This is a genomic window from Streptomyces sp. NPDC111520 (assembly GCF_055635295.1).
This window is the reverse complement of the sequence record NZ_JBVKBW010000005.1, coordinates 572,725-592,095: the sequence shown is the minus strand read 5'-3', so window position 1 is coordinate 592,095 and position 19,371 is coordinate 572,725. Positions and strand designations below refer to the sequence as shown.

Genomic DNA, 19,371 nt, shown 5'->3' with positions numbered 1-19,371 from the left:
CGCGCCCCCCGGTACGGGTCACGAGCCGCCGGGAGTTGACGGCCCCCGGCGCATCCGGCACCCAATGCGCCGGAAAACGCGGCGGCGGGGAGATCCGGACCCCGGCGCACCCCCGTCGTGACGATGCGCGCGCGGGCCCACCGGGGGGTTGAATGGGAGGGGGCCCCATGACATCGGACGACCGGGTGACTGCACACACCGACCTGGACCACCGCGGCTCGCCGCACGACGGCAGCTGCGCCCTGTTCGTCGTCGACGGGCACGGTGACGTCCTCATGTGCACCGGGTCGGTGCGCGGGCTGACCGGACGGTCCCCCGACACGGTGTGCGGGCGCCCGGTGGCCGCACTCCTGGTGACGCCCGAGGCGTGGGCCCGGCACGTTCCTGCCACGGGCGTCGCCGAGACGGAGTGCGACGCCGAGCTGCGGCACGGCGACGGCACGGCGGTCCCCGTGCGGCTGCGGGTGCAGGCGACGGCCGCGGGCGGCGGCCCGGCCGGGGGCCTGCTGGTGACCGCCACGCGCCGCGCGGTGGCCGAACGCCGCAAGGAGGACGAGGCCTTGATCAGGGCCCTCTTCCTGCAGCGGCACGTGGGCCTCGCGATCCACGACCTGACGCTGGAGACCACCCGCTTCAACCTCGTCCCCGGCATCGACCTGCCCTCTCGAGCCGGCCCACCCATCGATCCCGTGGATTGGCGCATCGAGGACGTGCTGATCCCCAAGGACGCGGCCGCACTCCGGGAACAGCTCCGGCACGTCGCCGAGACCGGGGAGCCGCTCGTGGACTGGGTGCACAGCGCCCGGCGCCAGGAGGCGCCCGACGTGAAGCGGGTGGCGTCCTTCTCCGCCTTCCGGCTGCACGGCGCGAACGACCGGCCCGTCGGGGTCGCCGTCATCTTCACCGACGTCACCCAGGAGCAGGCCGCCCGCCAGCGCATGGAGTTGATGCACGCCGCCGCGGAGCGCATCGGCCGCAGTCTGGACGTCGCCAGGGTCGCGCAGGAGCTCGTGGACGTGCTGGTCTCCCACCGCTTCGCCGACCTGGCCGCGGTGGACCTGACCCACACCGTGCTGATCGGCCAGGAGCCCGGCGAGTTCCGGCTCGGCGCCCCCTTCCGCAGGGTCGCGGTGGCCTCCACCGACGGCTCGTGGCCCGCCGAGATCCACCCCCGGGGCGCCGGTTTCCGGCTGCGCAGCCTGGAGAGCGACCACCTGCGCCGGGGCGCCGCCGTCTTCAGGTCGGACCTGACCTCCTGGCGCGAGGGCCTGGCCGGGGACCTGGAACGCAGCCGGCTGCTGCTGCCCGACGCGGCGGCGTCCTTCCTCAGCGTGCCGCTGATCGCCCGCGGCCTGGTGCTCGGCGTCCTGATGATGTGGCGGACCGCCGACCTCCCGCCGTACGGCACGGGTGACGCCGGACTCGCCGAGGAGCTGGCCTCACGGGCCTCCCTGGGCCTGGACAACGCCCGCCGCTACACGCGGGAGCACCGCACCGTGGAGGCGCTGCAGCGCAGCCTGCTCCCGCCGTCGATCACCGAGACCAGCGGGGTGCTGACCGCGGGCAGCTACGTGCCGGCGGGCACGACCGAGGCGGTCGGCGGCGCCTGGTTCGACGTGATCCCGCTGTCCTCCAGCCGGCTGGCGCTGGTCAGCGGTGACGTCACCGGCCACGGCCTGAACGCCGCGGCCACCATGGGGAGGCTGCGCACGGCGGTGCAGACCCTGGCCGACCTCGATCTGCCGCCCGGCGAGCTCCTGGCCCACATGGACGACCTCGTCGTCAGGCTCGGCGACGTCGCCCCGCCGCACGGCGAGGAGGAGGACGGCTCCGCGCGCGGCGGCGCGGTCGGCGCCACCTGCCTGTACTGCGTCTACGACCCCGTCGAGGGCCGCTGCGAGATGGCGAGCGCCGGGCACCCCCCGCCGGTGTACGCCGCGCCCGGCGCCCCCGCCCAGGTGATCGGGCTCAAGCCCGGGCCCGCGCTGGGCGTGGACAGCCTGCCCTTCGAGCCGGTCGGCTTCGCGGTGCCCCCGGCGAGCGTGCTCGCGTTCTTCAACGAACCGCTCATCTCGCACCCCGACGGCTCCGCGCGGGAACGGCTGGGGCGGCTGTGCTCGGTGCTGGCGGCGGACCCCACCGGGACGCGCACCCCCACCCGCACCGGCCGCGCGATCCTGGAGGAACTCCTCGCCGAGCCGCCCGGCGACGACGTCACGCTGCTGGTGGCCCGTATGCGCCCGCTGCCGCCGGGGTCCGTCGCCACCTGGGAGTTCCCCGCCGATCCCGCCGTCGTGGTGCGAGCCAGGACCGCGGTGGAGAGCCAGCTGCAGATCTGGGACCTCAAGCACCTGTCGTTCACGACCGAACTCATCACCAGCGAGCTGGTCACCAACGCGATCCGCTACGGCGGCGCCCCGGTCGGCCTGCGCCTGATCCGCGACGACACCCTGGTCTGCGAGGTCTCCGACCCGAGCCAGACCCAGCCCCGGCTGCGCCGCGCCCGGCTGTCCGACGAGGGCGGCCGCGGGCTGTTCCTCGTCGCCCAGCTCTCCAGCCGCTGGGGCAGCCGCTACACCGCGGGCGGGAAGACCATCTGGGCCGAGCAGCCGCTGTCCGAGCCCTGAGGCCCGTGTCAGGCGTCCGGGCCGCCCGGGTCGCCGGTTCGGGTGGTTCCCACCGAAGCTGGGAGGACGACCGTAGGCGGCGTCCGTCCGGTGCCCCTCCGGGCGCACGCCGACGGAGGTGGTTTCAGTGGCGCACGGCGGCCCACCCGCCCCCATGGGCGAAGCGGAGGCGGCGATCCTGCGCGCCCTGTTCACCCAGTCGCCGGTGGGGCTGCACGTCCTCGACCCGGACCTGCGTGTCGTCCGCGTCAACATGGGCACTCCGGCCATGCGCGGGGTGCGGCCGGAGGACCTCCTCGGGCGCTATTTCCGCGACGCCTATCCCGTCGTCTCGCCCGACGACGTGGAGATACGCGTCCGCCGCGTGCTGGAGACGGGAGTGCCCCTGATCGAGGACGTCGTCAGGACACGCGCGGTCACCGGGAACGGCGCGGAGCACTCCTACTCGGTGTCCGTCTTCCGTCTGGAGGACCCGGACGGGACGGTCCTCGGCGTCGCGCTCGCCGTCGTCGACGTGACCGAACGGGAGAAGGGCCGGGCCCGGCTGCGCGTGCTGAACAGGGTGCGCGACCGGGTGGGCCGCACCCTGGACGTGGTGGTGACCTGCGAGGAGCTCGTCGGCGCCCTGGTGCCGGCCTTCGCCGACATCGTGGTGGTGGAGGTCGTCGACGACGTGGTGCGCGGTGACGACCCGCCGCTGTCGCCGCTGCCCCGGGGGACCCCGCTGCGGCGGGCCGCGTTCGGCAGCAGCGCGGGGGCGGGGCAGCCCCAGGCGTACCCGGTCGGAGACGTGCGGAGCCTGCCCGACCCGACCCCGTACACCCAGGCGCTGTCCGACCTGCGGCCCCGGGTGCTGCGGCTGCACACCGGACTGCCGTGGCTGGCCACCGACCCCGCCCGCGCCGAGGCGATCCGCGCCTCGGGGGCGCGGACGCTGCTCACGGTGCCGCTGACGCTGCGCGGCACCGTGCTCGGGCTGATCAGCCTCTACCGCACCGAGCGGCTGGAGCCCTTCACGGAGGACGACGTCGAGATCGCCCTGCAACTGGCCGACCACACCGCCCTGTGCGTCGACAACGCCCGCCGCTACACCCGGGAGCACACCGTCGCGGCGACGGTGCAGCGCCAACTGCTGCCCCGGCGCTCGGTGTCGCACACCGCGCTGGAGACCGCCTACCTGTCGACGGCGCGGGAGAGCGCCGCCGGGTCCTGGTACGACACCATCCCGCTGTCCAGCGCCCGCACCGCGCTGGTCGTCGGGGACGTCGCCGGGCAGGGCATCCACGCCACCGCCGGCATGGGCCAGTTGCGCACCGTGATCCGCTCGCTGAGCGCGTTCGACCTGGGGCCCGACGAACTGCTGGCCCGGCTCAACGACATCACGACCCACCTCGCCGCCGAGCGCGCCACCCTGCCGGCGGCCGACCCGCTGCACCGGGAGGCGCTCACCGCGGCCTGCGTGTACGCCGTGTACGACCCGCTGACCCGCCGGTGCACCATGGCCCGCGCCGGGCACCTGGCCCCGGTGATCGTACGGCCGGACGGCAGCGCGCGGATCGCGGAGATCCCGGACGGACCGCGGCTGGGCACCGTCGGCGGCGCGCCGTTCGCCGCCGCGGAACTGGACATCCCCGAGGGCAGCGTCCTGGCCTTCACCAGCTCCCCGGTGCTGTCCCTGCACCTGGCCGGCGGTTCCACCCCTCTCAAGGGCGTCCCGCCGGGGCGGGGACGCCCGCTCCAGGAACTCTGCGACGAGATCATGTACACCCTCCCCGTCGGCATCGACCGGGGCGTGCCCATGCTCCTGCTGGCCCGCACCCACCCCTTCCCGCCGGACCGCGTCGCCGCCTGGCCGCTCGGCGACGGCCTCACGGCGGTCGCCACCGCGCGCAGGCTCGTCCGCGACCGGCTCGCCGTGTGGGGGGCGGACGAGGACACCGCCTTCAACACCGAGCTGATCGTCAGCGAACTGGTCACCAACGCCCTCCGCTACGGCAGTCCACCGATGCGGCTGCGCGTCATCAACGACCGCATGCTGACCTGCGAGGTGCAGGACGCCAGCCCCGCCGCCCCGCACCTGCTGCACGCGCGCACCGTGGACGAGGGCGGCCGCGGGCTGTTCATCATCGCCCAGCTCGCCGACATGTGGGGCACGCGGTACGCGGAGGACGGCAAGACCATCTGGACCGAGCAGGCCCTCCCACCGCCACGGGTCTGAGGACCCCGCCGGCGCACCCGTTCAGGCGAACGGTCCCGGTCCGTTTGACGCACCGTCCGGGGCGGCGGAACGTGGCGGGTACCCCCCGCTCCCAGAAAGGCCGGACGGCGATGGCGGACACCCGGACCAAGCGCATAGCGAAGTTCATCGAGCCGCTGCGTGTCGAGCCGGGGTCCACCGTGGACCTGGCCAGGGACTTCGACCCCCGGTACAAGGGCAGCCTCAGGAAGCGGGACGGCGCCGGCCTGCTGAGCACCGGCGTGTCGCTGCTGGCCGAGTACCAGGCACGGCTGGCCGCCCAGGACACCTACGGGGTGCTGCTCTGCCTCCAGGCACTCGACGCGGGCGGCAAGGACGGCACCATCCGCCACGTCATGAGCGGGGTGAACCCGCAGGGAGTGCGGGTCAGCAGCTTCAAGGTGCCGTCCTCGGAGGAGCTCGACCACGACTACCTGTGGCGCTACGCGCAGCGGTTGCCCGAGCGGGGCGAGATCGCCATCTTCAACCGCTCCCACTACGAGGAGGTCCTCGTCGTCCGGGTGCACCCCGAGGTGCTCCGGCGGCAGAAGCTGCCGGAGCGGCCCAAGGGGGCCGGCATCTGGGAGCGCCGCTACCGGGAGATCAACGACTGGGAGCGCTACCTGACCGACAACGGCTTCAAGGTCGTGAAGGTCTTCCTCAACCTCTCCAAGGAGGAGCAGCGCACCCGCTTCCTGAAGCGGATCGACCTCCCCGAGAAGAACTGGAAGTTCTCCGCCGCCGACGTGCGTGAGCGCCGCCACTGGGACGAGTACCAGGAGGCGTTCTCCGAGATGCTGTCGGCCACCAGCACCAAGCACGCCCCCTGGTACGTCGTCCCGGCGGACCGGAAGTGGTTCGCGCGGATCTGCGCGGCGGCGGTGCTCGTCCACACGCTGATGGAGATCGACCCCCAGTACCCCACGCTCGGTGACGAGGCGCGGCGCGACCTGCTCACCGTCCGGCGGGAGTTGGAGGCCGAGGCCCCCGAAGGGGCGGCGGCCGACCCGTACGCGGCCCGGCGGCGGACGAAGGACGCGCGGCGCCCCTGACCCGGGGGCCGCCGGACGGCGACGGCCGGACGCCGTGACCGGATCGGAGGCATGAAGATGACGGTGCAGCCCACCCCGGAGGGGGAACGGCCCGCGTCCAGCGAAGGCTGGTACGCGCGGTCCCCGCAGGACGTCGCCATGGCGTTCGGGGTCGACCCGGCCGCCGGCCTGCCGGCGGCACGGGTGACCGAACTGCTCGCCGTCCACGGCCCGAACGCGCTGCCCGAGGAGAAGCCGCCGCCCGCCTGGCGGCGCTTCCTCGACCAGTACCGCAGCTACATGCAGATCATCCTGGTCGCCGCGGCCGTCGTCTCCTTCCTGATCGCACAGTGGAGCACCGGCATCCTCCTCGTCCTGCTCACCCTGCTCAACGCCGTCGTCGGGCTGCGCCAGGAGGGCAAGGCCGAGAGCGCCATGAACGCCCTCAAGTCGATGATGAAGGCGACCGCCCGGGTACGGCGCGACGGCACCGAGTCGCAGGTCCCGGCCGAGGGCGTCGTCGTGGGCGACGTCGTGCTCCTCGCCGCGGGCGACCAGGTCCCGGCCGACGGGCGGATCGTCCGGGCCAACGCCCTCCAGATCGACGAGTCCGCGCTGACCGGCGAGAGCGTCCCCGCCGCCAAGGACGCCGGCACCCTGCCCGCCGGCGCCGCCCCCGTCGGGCCCGGCGACCAGACCAACATGGCCTTCATGAACACCCCCGTCACGCACGGGAGCGGCGTCATGGTCGTCACCGGCACGGGCGCCGGCACGGAGCTGGGCAAGATCTCCGGGATGCTGTCGGCCACCGCCAAGGAGCAGTCGCCGCTGACCAAGGAGCTGGACGACCTCACCCTGTGGATCGCCGCGGCCGCGGGCCTGACGATGATCGTGATGTTCGCCCTCGGCCGGGCCCGCGGCCAGGAGTGGGACGCGCTCTTCGTCAGCGCCGTGTCCCTGGCCATCGCCGCCATCCCCGAGGCACTGCCCACGGTGACCCAGGTGATCCTCTCGGTCGGCAGCCTCAACCTGGCCCGGCGCAACGCGATCGTGAAGGAACTGCCCTCGGTCGAGACCCTGGGCTTCACCTCGGCCATCAATTCCGACAAGACCGGCACCCTGACGATGAACCAGATGACGGCCGTCGAGGTGATCAGCCCCACCGACCGCTACACCGTCTCCGGCACCGGCTACGGCCTGGCGGGCCGGATCCACCACGCCGCGGGCTCCTCCGCGGGCATCGAGGACGCGATCCTGCCGTACGTGGTGGCCAGTGACGCGAAGCTGGTGGACGGAACGGTGGTCGGCGACCCCACCGAGGGCGCACTGCTCGTCCTCGGCCACAAGGCCGGGCTGGACGTCGAGGCGACGCGGGAACGGCTGCCGCGGCTGGCCACCCTGCCCTTCGACCCCGACTACAAGCTGATGGCCACCTTCCACTCCGCCACCGACGCCTCGGGCCGCCCCATGGTGCGGTGCTTCGTCAAGGGTGCGGCGCCCGCGGTGATGGCGCGCGCCGCGACCGCCCTGTCCGCCGGAACGATCGTCCCCTGGGACGACGAGCTCAACCGGCGCGCCCATGGTGCCGTCGAACGGATGGGCGGCGAGGGACGCCGCGTCATGGCCGCCGCCACGCGCGACCTGGATCCCGCCGCGTTCGACCCCGCGGGCGATCTCCTCGCCCTCGTCACCGACCTGCGGATGACCAGCCTCGTCGGCATGATCGACCCGCCCCGTGACGAGTCCCGCGACGCCGTGGCCGACGCCCAGGCCGCCCACATCAGGGTCCGCATGGTCACCGGCGACGACGTCACCACCGGCGCGGCCATCGCCCGGCAGCTCGGCATCCCCGGCGAGGCGGTGCTCGGCGCCGACTTCGCAGCGCTGCCGGAGGAGGAGCGGCTCGCCCGGATCGACGGCATCGGCGTGGTCGGACGGGTCGCGCCCGAGCACAAGGTGCTGCTCGCGGACACCCTGAAGAAGAAGGGCGAGGTGGTGGCGATGACCGGCGACGGCGTCAACGACGCCCCCGCCATCAAGGCCGCGGACATCGGCATCGCGATGGGCAGCGGCACCGACGTCGCCAAGAACGCCGGCCGCATGATCCTCTCCGACGACAACTTCGCCACGATCATCCACGCGGTGGAGGAGGGCCGGAAGCTCTACGACAACCTCACCAAGTACATCCGCTTCGTCCTCCTGCTGCTGGTCGCCTTCGTGCTGACCTTCCTCGGCGCCACCCTGTTCAACATCGCCGCCGGCGAGCCCTTCACCCCGGCCCAGGTGCTGTGGGTGCACTTCGTCGTCAACGCACCCTTCGGCTTCGCCCTCGGGTTCGACCGGGAGAGCCCCGGACTGATGCGCCGCACGCCCCGGCCCCGCGGGCAGTCCGTGCTGACCGGGCCCGTGCTGGTCACGGTGGGGCTGAGCGGGCTGGCGATCACCGTCGTCCTGCTGGCGCTGATCAAGGTGGGGGAGAGCCACTTCCACAGCGCCGCCGTGGGCAACTCGATGGCCTTCACCGCCTTCGCGCTCTGCCTGGTCGTGGCCGCGTTCGAGTGCCGCAGCGAGACGGCGTCCGTCCTCACCACGACCACCTTCGACAGCAAGCAGATGAACTGGGCGGCGCTGTCGGAGTTCGTCCTCGCCGTGCTGGTCACCCAGGTGGACGGCTTCCGGCGGATCCTGGGCACCACCGAGATCGACCTGCGGCAGTTCGGCTGGGCCCTGCTGTCCGCCGTCGTCCTGCTGCTCCTGTGGGAGCTCGGGAAGCTGATCGCACGCCGGGCGCGGGCCGCGTCCCGCGCCCGCACGACGCCGCTTCAGCTGCCCGCGGCGGGCAGTTCCAGCCTCAGCTCGTAGCCGCCGTCCGCCGTGGGACCCGAGGTGACGGTGCCGCCGAGCAGCGCGGCGCGCTGCCGCAGGCCGACGAGCCCGTAGTGGGCGCTGGGCAGCGGGAGCGCGGGCCGGGTGGGGGCGGTGTTGGTGACCGTCACCCGGACCTTGCCGCCCTGGTGGCGGATCCGGACCCGCGCCGAGGCCCCGGGCGCGTGCTTGCGCACGTTGGTCAGCGCCTCCTGGACGGTGCGGTAGACCGCGCGCTGCACCGTCGGCGGCAGCCCGTCCGGCAGGTCCGGCTGCAGCTCCGCCTCGATGCCGCTGCCGCTCACCAGCCGTTCCAGGTCGGCGAGGGAGGGCTGCGGGGTGAGCTCGGTGGGCCGCCCGCCGGCGGCGCGCAGCACGCTGACCATGTGCCGCAGCTCGTCCAGGGTCTGCACGCTCAGCCGCCTGATGGTCGCCGCGGCCTCCTTGACCTCGGCGTCCTGCGTGCCGACCTGCAGCGCCCCGGCCCGTACGGCGATCAGGCTGACCTGGTGGGACACCACGTCGTGCATCTCCCGCGCGAGCTGGGCGCGCTCCTTGGCCAGCACGGTCTGCGCGGTGAGCAGCCGCTCGTGGTCGCGGGCCTCCGAGATCTCGGCGAGCCGCAGCGACAGGTCCCGCCGGGCCTGGACCAGCTGGCCCAGGAAGACCGGGGCGGCGGCCGTCGCCGCCGTGTAGCTCAGCGTGATCAGCGTCGAGGGCTCGGACAGGTCGAACTTCGGCGCCGGCCACGGGGCCATGTCCGCGATCGTGAAGGCCAGCGCGCACCCCGCCAGCAGCCACCGGCGCCGGGTGAACGAGGCGAGCGTGTAGAGCGCGGCCAGGGTGGCGAAGGCCGCGTCCGAGACCAGCACGGCGGGCAGCGCCAGCACGAAGGTGGTCAGCGGCAGGCGCCGGCGCAGCATCAGCGCGACCGCGCCCCCGAGGGCGCAGCCCAGGCGCTCCGGCTCCGCGGGGTCGACGTTCACCCAGATGTCGAACAGCGCGACCGCCACGACGACGAGGTCCACCACCGGAGGCGACGGACGCCGGAACCTCATCCGTCCTCACCGTCCTGTGGCCGCTTGAGCAGCCCCGCGCGCTCCGCGAGCAGCGCGGCCTGCACCCGGCTGCCCACCTGCAGCTTGGTCAGGATGGCGCTCACATGGTCCTTCACGGTGCCCGTCCCCAGGTGCATCCGCCCCGCGATGTCCGCGTTCGACAGGCCCTCGGCGACCAGCAGCAGGACGGCGCGCTCGCGGTCGGTCAGCCGGGCCACGCCGCGGGTCGCCGACTCGTGCGGGCCTGCGCCCAGGTACCCGTCGACGACCGTCCGGGTGACCTTGGACGACAGCACCGCGCCGCCGTCGGCCAGGGTCCGCACCAGGAACGGCAGTTCCTCGGGGTCGGTGTCCTTCAGCAGGAAGCCGGCCGCGCCCGAGCGGAGCGCGGTGGCCACGTACTCGTCCATGTCGAAGGTCGTCAGCATCGCCACCACCGGAGGCTGCGGCAGCCGGCGGAGCCCGGCCAGGACGGTCAGCCCGTCCACGTCGGGCATCCGGATGTCCAGCAGGACGACGTCGGGCTGGGACTCCTGCGCGGTGCGGATCGCCTGCCCGCCGGGCACGGCGGCGACGACCTCGATGTCGTCCGCCGCGTCGAGGATGCGCTGGAAGCCCGTACGGATCAGGGCCTCGTCGTCGACCACCAATACCCGGATCACGCGTGCTCCACTCACCACCGGACCCCTGTCCGATTCCTACCACGCCGCGGGCGGTCCGGCGGGGACCCGGGCCGCGTCCGGCCAGGTGACGGGGGAGCGGGGGTCAGGAGGCGGAGGCGGTTCCGGACGACTGCCGGATGGGGCGCCGCGGGCGGTCTGCACAACCCTGGAGCAATGACCAACGTAACACCGGGCGCCCCGCGGGAAGCGGCGCGCGCGGTGGGGCAGGGCCCGACCACGGGCCGTCTGGTGGGACTCGACCTCGCCCGCGGACTGGCGGTGCTCGGCATGTACGCGTCGCACGTGGGTCCCGATCCTCCCGGCGGCGGGCCCGTGGGCTGGGCGGCGGAGATGTCCCGCGGCCGCTCCTCGGCGCTGTTCGCGCTGCTCGCCGGATTCACGCTGGTCATCCTCACCGGCCGGCCCGAGCCGCGGACCGGACGGGCCGGACGGCAGGCCGCCGGCCGGGTGCTCATCCGCTCCGCCGTCCTGGTGGCCCTGGGCGGGGTGCTCACGGCCCTCGACACCTCGGTGAACGTGATCCTCGCCTACTACGGCCTGGCCCTCGCTCTCGCGCTCCCGCTGAGACGGCTGCGGAGCGCACGCGACCTGGCGCTCGTCGCGCTCGTGGCCGCGCTCGTGCTGCCGCAGGTGCTGTACCCGCTGCGCGTGGCGGCCTACGGCGGGGGATGGGCCGACGTCCTCGCCGACCACGACCCGGTGGCCGTGGTCAGCGGCGGGGACGGCCTCCTCGACCTGCTCGTCACCGGCGACTACCCGGTGCTCACCTGGCTGCCGTTCATCGTCGCCGGCATGGCGGTCGCCCGGCTCGACCTCGGCCGCCCCGGCGTACGCGCCAGGCTCGCCGGGTACGGCGGCGTCCTCACCGCGGCCGGCTACGGCGGGTCGTGGCTCGCCCTGCACCTGGTGCCGGGTGCGCTCGGCGCGGTGGGGGCCGCCACGGACGGGGGTCCGGCCGGGGCCGCCTGGTGGTCCGACGCCGTCGGCTCCCCCGGGTACGCCACACCGGCCTGGCTGCTCGTGGCCGCGCCGCACAGCCAGACGACCTTCTCGATCCTGGGCAACACCGGCGTCGCCCTCCTGGTGCTCGCCGGCTGCCTCGCCCTCGTCGACCGCTCGGCGGGCCTGCGGTGTCTGGCCGCGCCCGTCATCGCCGTCGGCTCGGTCTCGCTGACCGCGTACGCCGGGCACATCGTGGCCCTCAGCGCGTTCGACCTCGACGACCAGGACCGGTCCTACACCGGCGCCGTCGCGCTCTGGCTCTGCTTCACGGCGACGGCCGTGCTCGCCGCCCTCCTGTGGACCCGCGTCTTCCGGCGCGGCCCCCTTGAGTACGTGCTCCACTCCGTCACCCTGCCCGCCCGTCTCATCAACTGACGCCGTCCGGGGTTCGAGGGCAGGCATCCGCTCGGCGGGCGTCAGTGGTGGAGGGCCGCCTTGGCGCGTTCCAGGGCGACGCGGACCGCCGCGGAGAGGGTCTCGATGTCGTACGCACGGTAGTGGCGGCGGCCGTTGATGAAGAAGGTCGGTGTGCCCGACACGTGGCTCAGGTCCGCGGACTCGGCGTCCTCGGCGACGCGGACCGCGACGGAGCGGGTCTCCATGTCGTGCCGGAAGCGGTCCATGTCGAGCCCCACCGCCACGGCCAGCCGCTCCAGTCCGCGGACGTCCAGCGCCTGGGGGTGGGCGAAGATCTGGTCGTGCATCTCCCAGAAACGGTCCTGCTCGGCCGCGGCCTCCGCGGCGCGGGCGGTCTGGACGGCGTGCGGGTGCACGTCGGCGAGCGGCAGGTGGCGCCACACGTACCGGACGTCGCCGAAGTCGGCGAGCAGGTCGCGGATGACGGGCTCCGCCTCGCCGCAGTAGGGGCACTCGAAGTCCCCGTACTCGACGACGGTCACCAGGGCGTCGTGCGGGCCGCGGATGTGGTCGCGCTCCGGGTCCACGGGGACGGCCAGGTCCTCCAGTTGCTGCGCCTTGCCGAGCAGCGCCCGCCGCCGCACCGCCCGGGGCAGCCGGGACAGCACGAGCGTCACGCACCAGGTGAGCAGGAAGGAGAGGAGCACCGCGGTGAGGATGCCGACCTTCGCCTCGGCGAGCCGTCCGCCCTGGAACGCGCGGGCCGCGATGAGCAGCGCGATGGTGAAGCCGATGCCGGAGATGGTGCCGCCGGCCGTCACCGCGCCCCAGCCGACCGGCGGGCGCAGCCGGCCGCGGCTGAGCCGTGTGGTCAGCGCCGAGGCGCCCACGACGCCGAGGGGTTTGCCCACCACATAGGCGACGACGATGCCCAAGGTGACGGGAGAGGCGAACGCGGCCGTCAACTGCCGCGCGTCGAGGGTGATGCCCGCATTGGCCAGGGCGAAGGCGGGGACGATCAGATAGCTGGTCCAGGGGCGGAACAGCTCCTGCAGCCTCGAGTTGAGCGACACCGACAGTGCCAGGCCGCGCCGGGCCGTGCGTTCCAGCGCGGGTGTCGGCTGCTCCCTGAAGCGCAGGTAGAGCGTGCTCGCCCGGCGCAGGTCGGCGCCGCGCGCCGGATGGTCGCAGGCCATGAGACCGAGCGCCAGCCCGGTGACGACCGGGTCCACCCCGGAGCCCAGCAGCGCGAACCACACGGCCACGCCGGTCAGCGCGTAGGCGGCGCCGCGGAACTCGCCGCAGGCCCGGACGATGCACGTGGACGCGCCGAGCCCGACGACGAAGATGCCGATGGCGACGAGCAGTTCGGGCCAGGAGATGCCGCTGGTGTAGGCGAACGCGATGACGGCCAGCGCGATGAAGTCGTCGACGACCGACGCGGTCAGGATGAACGCCCGCGTGGCCGCCGGGAGTCTGCGGCCCAGCAGGGCGTACAGCCCGAGGGCGAAGGCGGTGTCCGTGGAGATCACCGTGCCCCAGCCGCGCGCGTCGGGCGTGCCGTGGGTGAAGGCGAGGTAGAGGCCGAGCGGTACGAGCATCCCGGCCAGTCCGGCCGTGGTCGGCAGGGTGATCCGGGTCCGTTCGCGGAACTCCCCGAGGTCGAACTCCCGGCGGGCCTCCAGGCCGACGATGAAGAAGAACAGCGTCATCAGCCCGCTGTTGATCCACTCCCGCAGGTCCAGCGACACCCCCTGCGAGCCCAGGGTGAACGACAGACGGGTGTGCCACACCGACTCGTAGTTCTCCGGCGCCAGGTTGGCCCAGGCCAGGGCGATGACCGTGGCCGCCAGCAGGAAGCCGGCGCCCGCCGTCTCGGTGCGCAGGAAACTCAGGCGCGGAGTGGTCACGCCGGGGCGGCGCGGAGTCTGCCCCGTTGCTTGCAGTGACGAGAACGCACCCACCCGCACATCGTGGCACGACCCCGCGGCGGCGGCCTGTCGCGCGGCCTCCCGGGCGGACCGCCGGTCGGCCCGGAGTGCCGCCACCCTACGCACGGTGACCGCTCCGGCCGTCGCGGGCCCGGCGGTTGGCGCCCCGGCGCGGGACGTCCGAGACTGCAAGGAGACGACTTCTTCCCGTACGGCCGGACACGTGCCCACGACCTCGTGGCAGCGGGCCGCTGGGTGCGCACGGTCGTGGACCCTCAGGGGATCACATGGTGGACAAACCCGCCGACGTCCGTCGGCGTGATCAGGACGAGGCCCCGACCACCGGGGGTGATCGTGCCGGTCCCCGGACCGGCACGGAGAGGATCCTCGCGGAGACCCTGGCCGGTGTCGTCCACGCCGGACAGGTCCGCGTCGACAGCCACTTCGTCGACAGCCATTTCTTCGACGACCTGGGCGCCGACTCGCTGGTGATGGCGCACTTCTGCGCGCGGTTGAGGAAGCGGCCGGACGCCCCCTCGGTGTCGATGAAGGAGATCTACCGCCATCCCACCGTCCGCAGCCTGGCCGCCGCCCTGGACGAGGCCCCTCCGGCCTTCTCCGCGGCTCCCGCGCCCGCCCCTTCCGCGCCCGCGCCGGGGCCGGCGGCGGGACCACCGTCCGGCACCCCGCACTACATGCTCTGCGGGGTGCTGCAGCTCGCCTTCTTCGTGGCGTACTCCTTCGGCGCCGCCCTGGTGCTCACCAAGGGCGTGGACTGGATCGCCGGCGCCTCGGGCCTGGTCGACACCTACCTGCGGGCGATCGCCTTCGGCGCCGTCACCTTCGCCGCGGTGTGCGTGCTCCCCATCGTCGCCAAGTGGGTGCTCGTCGGCCGGTGGCGGCCCCGGCGGATCCGCATCTGGAGCATGGACTACCTGCGCTTCTGGTGCGTCAAGACGCTCATCAGGTCGGACCCGCTGGTCTTCTTCCACGGATCGCCGCTGTACACGCTCTACCTGCGCGCGCTCGGCGCCAGGATCGGGCGGCGGGTCACCGTCCTGTCACGGCGCGTGCCGGTCTGCACCGACCTGCTCACCATCGGCGACGACACGGTCATCCGCAAGGACGTGTTCTTCTCCTGCTACCGCGCCGAGTCGGGGGTGATCCGGACCGGCCCCGTCACGCTCGGCAGGGACGTCCTCGTCGGCGAGGTGACGGTGATCGACATCGACACGGTCATGGGCGACGGGACCCAGCTCGGGCACGCGTCATCGCTCCACGCCGGTCAGCGCGTGCCCGACGGCGAGCACTGGCACGGGTCCCCGGCCCAGCCGGCCGACGTCGACTACCGGGCCGTCGGCCCCGCCCGCTGCGGCGCGGCGCGCAGGGCGGGCTACACGCTCTCGCAGCTGCTCGGAGCGGTCCTGGTCTACGTGCCGCTGGCCGTCGCCAGCACGGTGCTGCTGTTCGCCGCCGTGCCGCAGTTCGCCTCGCTCCTGGAGCCGGGCCCCAGGGCGCTGACGACCTGGGCGTTCTACTCCGACGCCCTGGTCACCTCGGTCGCCCTGTTCTTCGGCGCGGTGGTGCTCGGCCTGCTGTTCACGGTGACGGTCCCGCGCGTGCTGAACCGGGCCGTCAGACCGGACACGGTCTACCCCCTGTTCGGCTTCCGGTACGGGATGCACCGGACCATCGGCTTCGTCACCAACCGGCGCTTCTTCAAGACCCTGTTCGGCGACAGCTCGGCCATCGTCCACTACCTCGGCGGCCTGGGCTACAGGCTCTCGCGGGTGGAGCAGACCGGGTCCAACTTCGGCACGATCATGAAGCAGGACAACCCGTTCCTCAGCACCGTCGGCCGGGGGACGATGGTGGCCGACGGACTGTCGATCATCAACGCCGACTTCTCCAGCTCGTCCTTCTGCGTCTCGCGGGTCACCATCGGGCCGCACAACTTCGTCGGGAACTACGTCGCCTACCCCTCACAGGGCAGGACGGGGGACAACTGCCTCCTGGCGACCAAGGTCATGGTCCCGGTGGACGGGAAGGTGCGGCAGGACGTCGGCCTGCTGGGCTCGCCCAGCTTCGAGATCCCGCGGTCCGTCCTGCGCGACAGCAAGTTCGACCACCTCAAGGACGGCGAGACCTTCCGGAGCCGACTGGCGGCCAAGAACAAGCACAACGTCGCCACCATGGCGCTGCATCTGCTCGTGCGATGGGTGTTCTTCTTCTGGGTAGCACTCGTGGTGTCGGTGGCCGCGGACCTGTACGCCGCGCTCGGGGTGTCGGTGATCGCGCTCGCCAACCTCCTCACGCTCGCCTTCACGGTCGCCGACATGGTGCTGTCCGAACGCATCGCCACCGGTTTCCGGGGACTGAGGCCGCTGTACTGCTCGATCTACGAGCGTCCCTTCTGGCGCCACGAGCGGTACTGGAAGGTCACCAGCGTGAGCGAGGCGATCATGGTCTTCAACGGCACGCCCTTCAAGGGCGTCGTCTGGCGCTGGCTCGGCGTCCGGGTGGGACGGCGCGTCTTCGACGACGGCTGCTACTTCCCGGAGCGCTCCCTGGTCAGCATCGGGGACGAGTGCGTCCTCAACGAGGGCAGCCGGATCCAGTGCCACTCGCAGGAGGACGGCACCTTCAAGTCCGACCACACCGCCCTCGGGGCCGGCTGCACCATCGGTGTCGGCGCCCTCGTCCACTACGGCGTGACGATGGGCGACGGGACGGTCCTCGCGCCCGACTCCTTCCTGATGAAGGGCGAGGAGATGCCGGACGGCGCCCACTGGGCCGGCAACCCCGCACGCGAGATGCCGGACGAGCTGCCGGTGCCCCCGGCGCACCGCGACACCACACCCACCGCCCGGACCGGCTGAGCGCCCCGCCCCCGCCCGGGCCCGCCCGCGCCGACCCTGCTGCCGCCGGGGCGTGTTCCGTGACCGTGCGGCCACTGCGGTGGCAGGTGCGTCCGATCGGGCCAACACTGGTGGGGTACGGGCAATTCGACTACGGCGGGCGCCACTCAGCCGTTGTGTGCCCGCCGGACGGGTGGGCAAGGTGACGACTTCCCCCTTCGGGTCCGGCGACCCGTTCTCCGACCTCTTCAACCGCTTCTTCGGGATGAGCCCGGCGGCATCGCCGCCCGCCGTCCAGCGCGTCCCCATCGGGCGCCTGCTCAGCGACTCCTCGAACGAACTGCTGGCGGCCGCCGCGAGCCGGGCGGCCGCGGACGGCGCCGACCTCGACACCGAGCACCTGCTCTGGGCGGCCACCCGCGTGGCCGCGGGCCGGCAGTTGCTGGAACAGGCGGGGGTGGACCCCGACCGGCTGGCCGAGGACGTGGCCGCGGTCCTGCCCTCGGGCACCGGGAGCGGGGAGCCCGCGCTCACCCCGGCCGTCAAACGCGCCCTGCTCGCCGCGCACGCGCGCTCCCAGGCATCCGGCGCCTCCTACATCGGCCCGGAGCACATCCTCGCCGCGCTCGCCGACGACCCGCACTCCGGCCTGGAGATGCGCTCCGAGGGCGGCGATCCCACGGCCCTCGCGGGCAAGGCCGGCGGCAGCCGGTCGGCGCCGACCGACACCCCGACGCTCGACGAGTACGGCCGCGACCTCACCGAGGAGGCGCGCGGCGGACGGCTGGACCCGGTGGTCGGCCGCGGCGAGGAGATCGAGCAGACCGTCGAGGTGCTCTCCCGGCGGACGAAGAACAACCCAGTGCTCATCGGGGACCCGGGCGTCGGCAAGACCGCCATCGTCGAGGGACTCGCACAGCGGATCGTGGCCGGGGAGGTGCCCAGGTCCCTGCGGGATCGCCGGGTGGTCGGGCTGGACCTGGCCGGACTCGTGGCCGGCTCCAAGTACCGCGGCGAGTTCGAGGAACGCCTGAAGAAGGTGATCGACGAGGTCACCGCCGCGAAGAGCAGCGTCATCCTGTTCATCGACGAACTCCACACCGTCGTCGGCGCCGGGGCGGGCGGCGAGGGTGCCATGGACGCGGGGAACATCCTCAAACCCGCCCTGGCCCGCGGTGATCTGAGCGTCGTCGGCGCCACCACCATCGACGAGTACCGCAAGTACATCGAGAAGGACGCCGCCCTCGAGCGGCGCTTCCAGCCGGTGATGGTGCCCGAGCCCTCCGTCGACGAGACGGTCGAGATCCTGCGCGGGCTCCGCGACGCCTACGAGGCGCACCACCAGGTGCGTTACACCGACGAGGCGCTGGACGCCGCGGCCGCCCTGTCCGACCGCTACATCAGCGACCGTTTCCTGCCCGACAAGGCGATCGACCTCATGGACCAGGCCGGGGCCCGCGTGGGCCTGCGCTCCCTCGGCGGCCCGGGCCCGTCCGACGAGCTGGAGGAGCGCCTGACCAAGCTCCGCCGCGAGAAGGACGAGGCCGTCAGCACCGAGGACTTCGAGCGCGCCGGCAGCCTCAAGGAGCGCATCCGGGACCTGGAGCACGAACGCGCCGCGATGGCCGCGCAGCGGGAGCAGACGCCCGGCGTCACCGCCGAGGACATCGCCGAGGTGCTGTCCGCGCGCACCGGCATCCCGGTCTCCCAGCTGACCGAGACCGAGCGCGAGCGGCTGATGAAGCTGGAGGAGGCCCTCCACAAGCGGGTGATCGGCCAGGACGAGGCGGTCGACGCCGTCGCCCAGGCCGTGCGCCGCGGACGCGCGGGCATGGGCGACCCCGACCGGCCCACCGGCAGCTTCCTCTTCCTCGGCCCGACCGGCGTCGGCAAGACGGAACTCGCCAAGGCCCTCGCCGAACTGCTCTTCGGCGACCCCGAGCGCATGATCCGCTTCGACATGAGCGAGTTCCAGGAGAAGCACACCGTCTCCCGGCTCGTCGGCTCCCCGCCCGGCTACGTGGGGTACGAGGAGGCCGGACAGCTCACCGAGGCGGTCCGCCGCAAGCCGTACAGCGTCGTGCTGTTCGACGAGGTCGAGAAGGCCCACCCGGACGTCTTCAACCTGCTGCTGCAGGTCCTGGACGACGGGCGCCTGACGGACGCCCAGGGACGCACCGTGGACTTCCGGAACACCGTGGTCATCATGACCAGCAACATCGCCTCCAAGCACATCCTCGACCACGAAGGGGCGATCGACGACATCAGGGACGACCTGATGGCCGAGCTCCACGCCCACTTCCGGCCCGAGTTCCTCAACCGCATCGACGAGATCATCGTCTTCCACGCGCTGACCCGGCCGGACCTCGTGCAGATCGTCGACCTCCTGCTGGAGCGCAGCCGCCGCAGGCTCCACGCCCAGCAGGTCGGCCTCGAGGTGACGCAGGCGGCCAAGGAGTGGCTGGCCGACCGGGGCTACCAACCGGAGTTCGGCGCACGGCCGCTCCGCCGCACCATCCAGACCGAACTCGACAACAGGCTCTCCAACATGCTGCTCGACGGCACCCTCAACGCCGGGGACACCGTCGTCGCCGACGTCAAGGACGGGCAGTTGTCCCTCTCCCTCAAGGAGGGCGAGGCGCGGGAGCCGGCCGACGGGGCGGCGCCGTCGGATAGCTGACCCCGGCTCACCGAGCAGCACACGGGCGGGCATCCGCCCCCGG

Annotated in this window: 10 protein-coding genes; 7 read left to right on the top strand and 3 right to left on the bottom strand. The window is 73.1% G+C overall.

The genetic code is table 11. From position 1 onward, the window contains the following. The first annotated feature begins 167 nt into the window (after window positions 1-167). From ACZ7MY_RS14875 to ACZ7MY_RS14860, 4 genes are all read left to right on the top strand, one after another. Window positions 168-2,627 (top strand): ATP-binding SpoIIE family protein phosphatase, encoded by a 2,460-nt coding sequence (locus tag ACZ7MY_RS14875; RefSeq protein WP_499601965.1) that lies wholly within the window; start codon window positions 168-170, stop codon window positions 2,625-2,627. Between the two features lie 127 nt (window positions 2,628-2,754). Further along, window positions 2,755-4,845: a SpoIIE family protein phosphatase gene (locus ACZ7MY_RS14870; protein WP_499601964.1), complete on the top strand. Its 2,091-nt coding sequence runs from the start codon at window positions 2,755-2,757 to the stop codon at window positions 4,843-4,845. Between the two features lie 110 nt (window positions 4,846-4,955). After that, a complete protein-coding gene (locus ACZ7MY_RS14865) occupies window positions 4,956-5,915 on the top strand; it encodes a polyphosphate kinase 2 family protein (protein WP_499601962.1) in 960 nt (319 codons plus the stop codon). A 57-nt stretch (window positions 5,916-5,972) separates the two neighbouring features. Then, window positions 5,973-8,756: a cation-translocating P-type ATPase gene (locus ACZ7MY_RS14860; protein WP_499602013.1), complete on the top strand. Its 2,784-nt coding sequence runs from the start codon at window positions 5,973-5,975 to the stop codon at window positions 8,754-8,756. On the opposite strand, the gene ACZ7MY_RS14855 is transcribed toward ACZ7MY_RS14860, so the two are convergent. Together ACZ7MY_RS14855 and ACZ7MY_RS14850 are read right to left on the bottom strand one after the other, a co-directional pair. Further along, window positions 8,717-9,817, bottom strand: a complete 1,101-nt coding sequence (locus tag ACZ7MY_RS14855) for a sensor histidine kinase (protein WP_499601961.1) — start codon at window positions 9,815-9,817, stop codon at window positions 8,717-8,719. The genes ACZ7MY_RS14860 and ACZ7MY_RS14855 overlap by 40 nt on opposite strands. Beyond that, a complete protein-coding gene (locus tag ACZ7MY_RS14850) occupies window positions 9,814-10,479 on the bottom strand; it encodes a response regulator (RefSeq protein WP_499601960.1) in 666 nt (221 codons plus the stop codon). Before ACZ7MY_RS14850 ends, ACZ7MY_RS14855 begins: the two co-directional genes overlap by 4 nt. Before the next feature lie 174 nt (window positions 10,480-10,653). On the opposite strand from ACZ7MY_RS14850, the gene ACZ7MY_RS14845 reads away from it, so the two are divergent. Further along, on the top strand, window positions 10,654-11,877 hold the full coding sequence (locus ACZ7MY_RS14845; protein ID WP_499601958.1) for a DUF418 domain-containing protein: 1,224 nt from the start codon (window positions 10,654-10,656) through the stop codon (window positions 11,875-11,877). A 41-nt stretch (window positions 11,878-11,918) separates the two neighbouring features. Here the strand turns inward: ACZ7MY_RS14845 and ACZ7MY_RS14840 are convergent, their stop codons facing one another. Continuing rightward, a complete protein-coding gene (locus ACZ7MY_RS14840) occupies window positions 11,919-13,769 on the bottom strand; it encodes a Na+/H+ antiporter NhaA (RefSeq protein WP_499601956.1) in 1,851 nt (616 codons plus the stop codon). Between the two features lie 308 nt (window positions 13,770-14,077). Here ACZ7MY_RS14840 and ACZ7MY_RS14835 point away from each other — a divergent pair, with 308 nt between their 5' ends. Beyond that, window positions 14,078-16,669, top strand: coding sequence for a Pls/PosA family non-ribosomal peptide synthetase (locus tag ACZ7MY_RS14835; RefSeq protein WP_499601955.1), 2,592 nt, complete (start codon window positions 14,078-14,080; stop codon window positions 16,667-16,669). Window positions 16,670-16,850: 181 nt separating this feature from the next. Continuing rightward, complete coding sequence (locus ACZ7MY_RS14830; protein ID WP_499601954.1) at window positions 16,851-19,328, top strand: ATP-dependent Clp protease ATP-binding subunit; 2,478 nt, start codon at window positions 16,851-16,853, stop codon at window positions 19,326-19,328. Window positions 19,329-19,371: the final 43 nt, after the last annotated feature.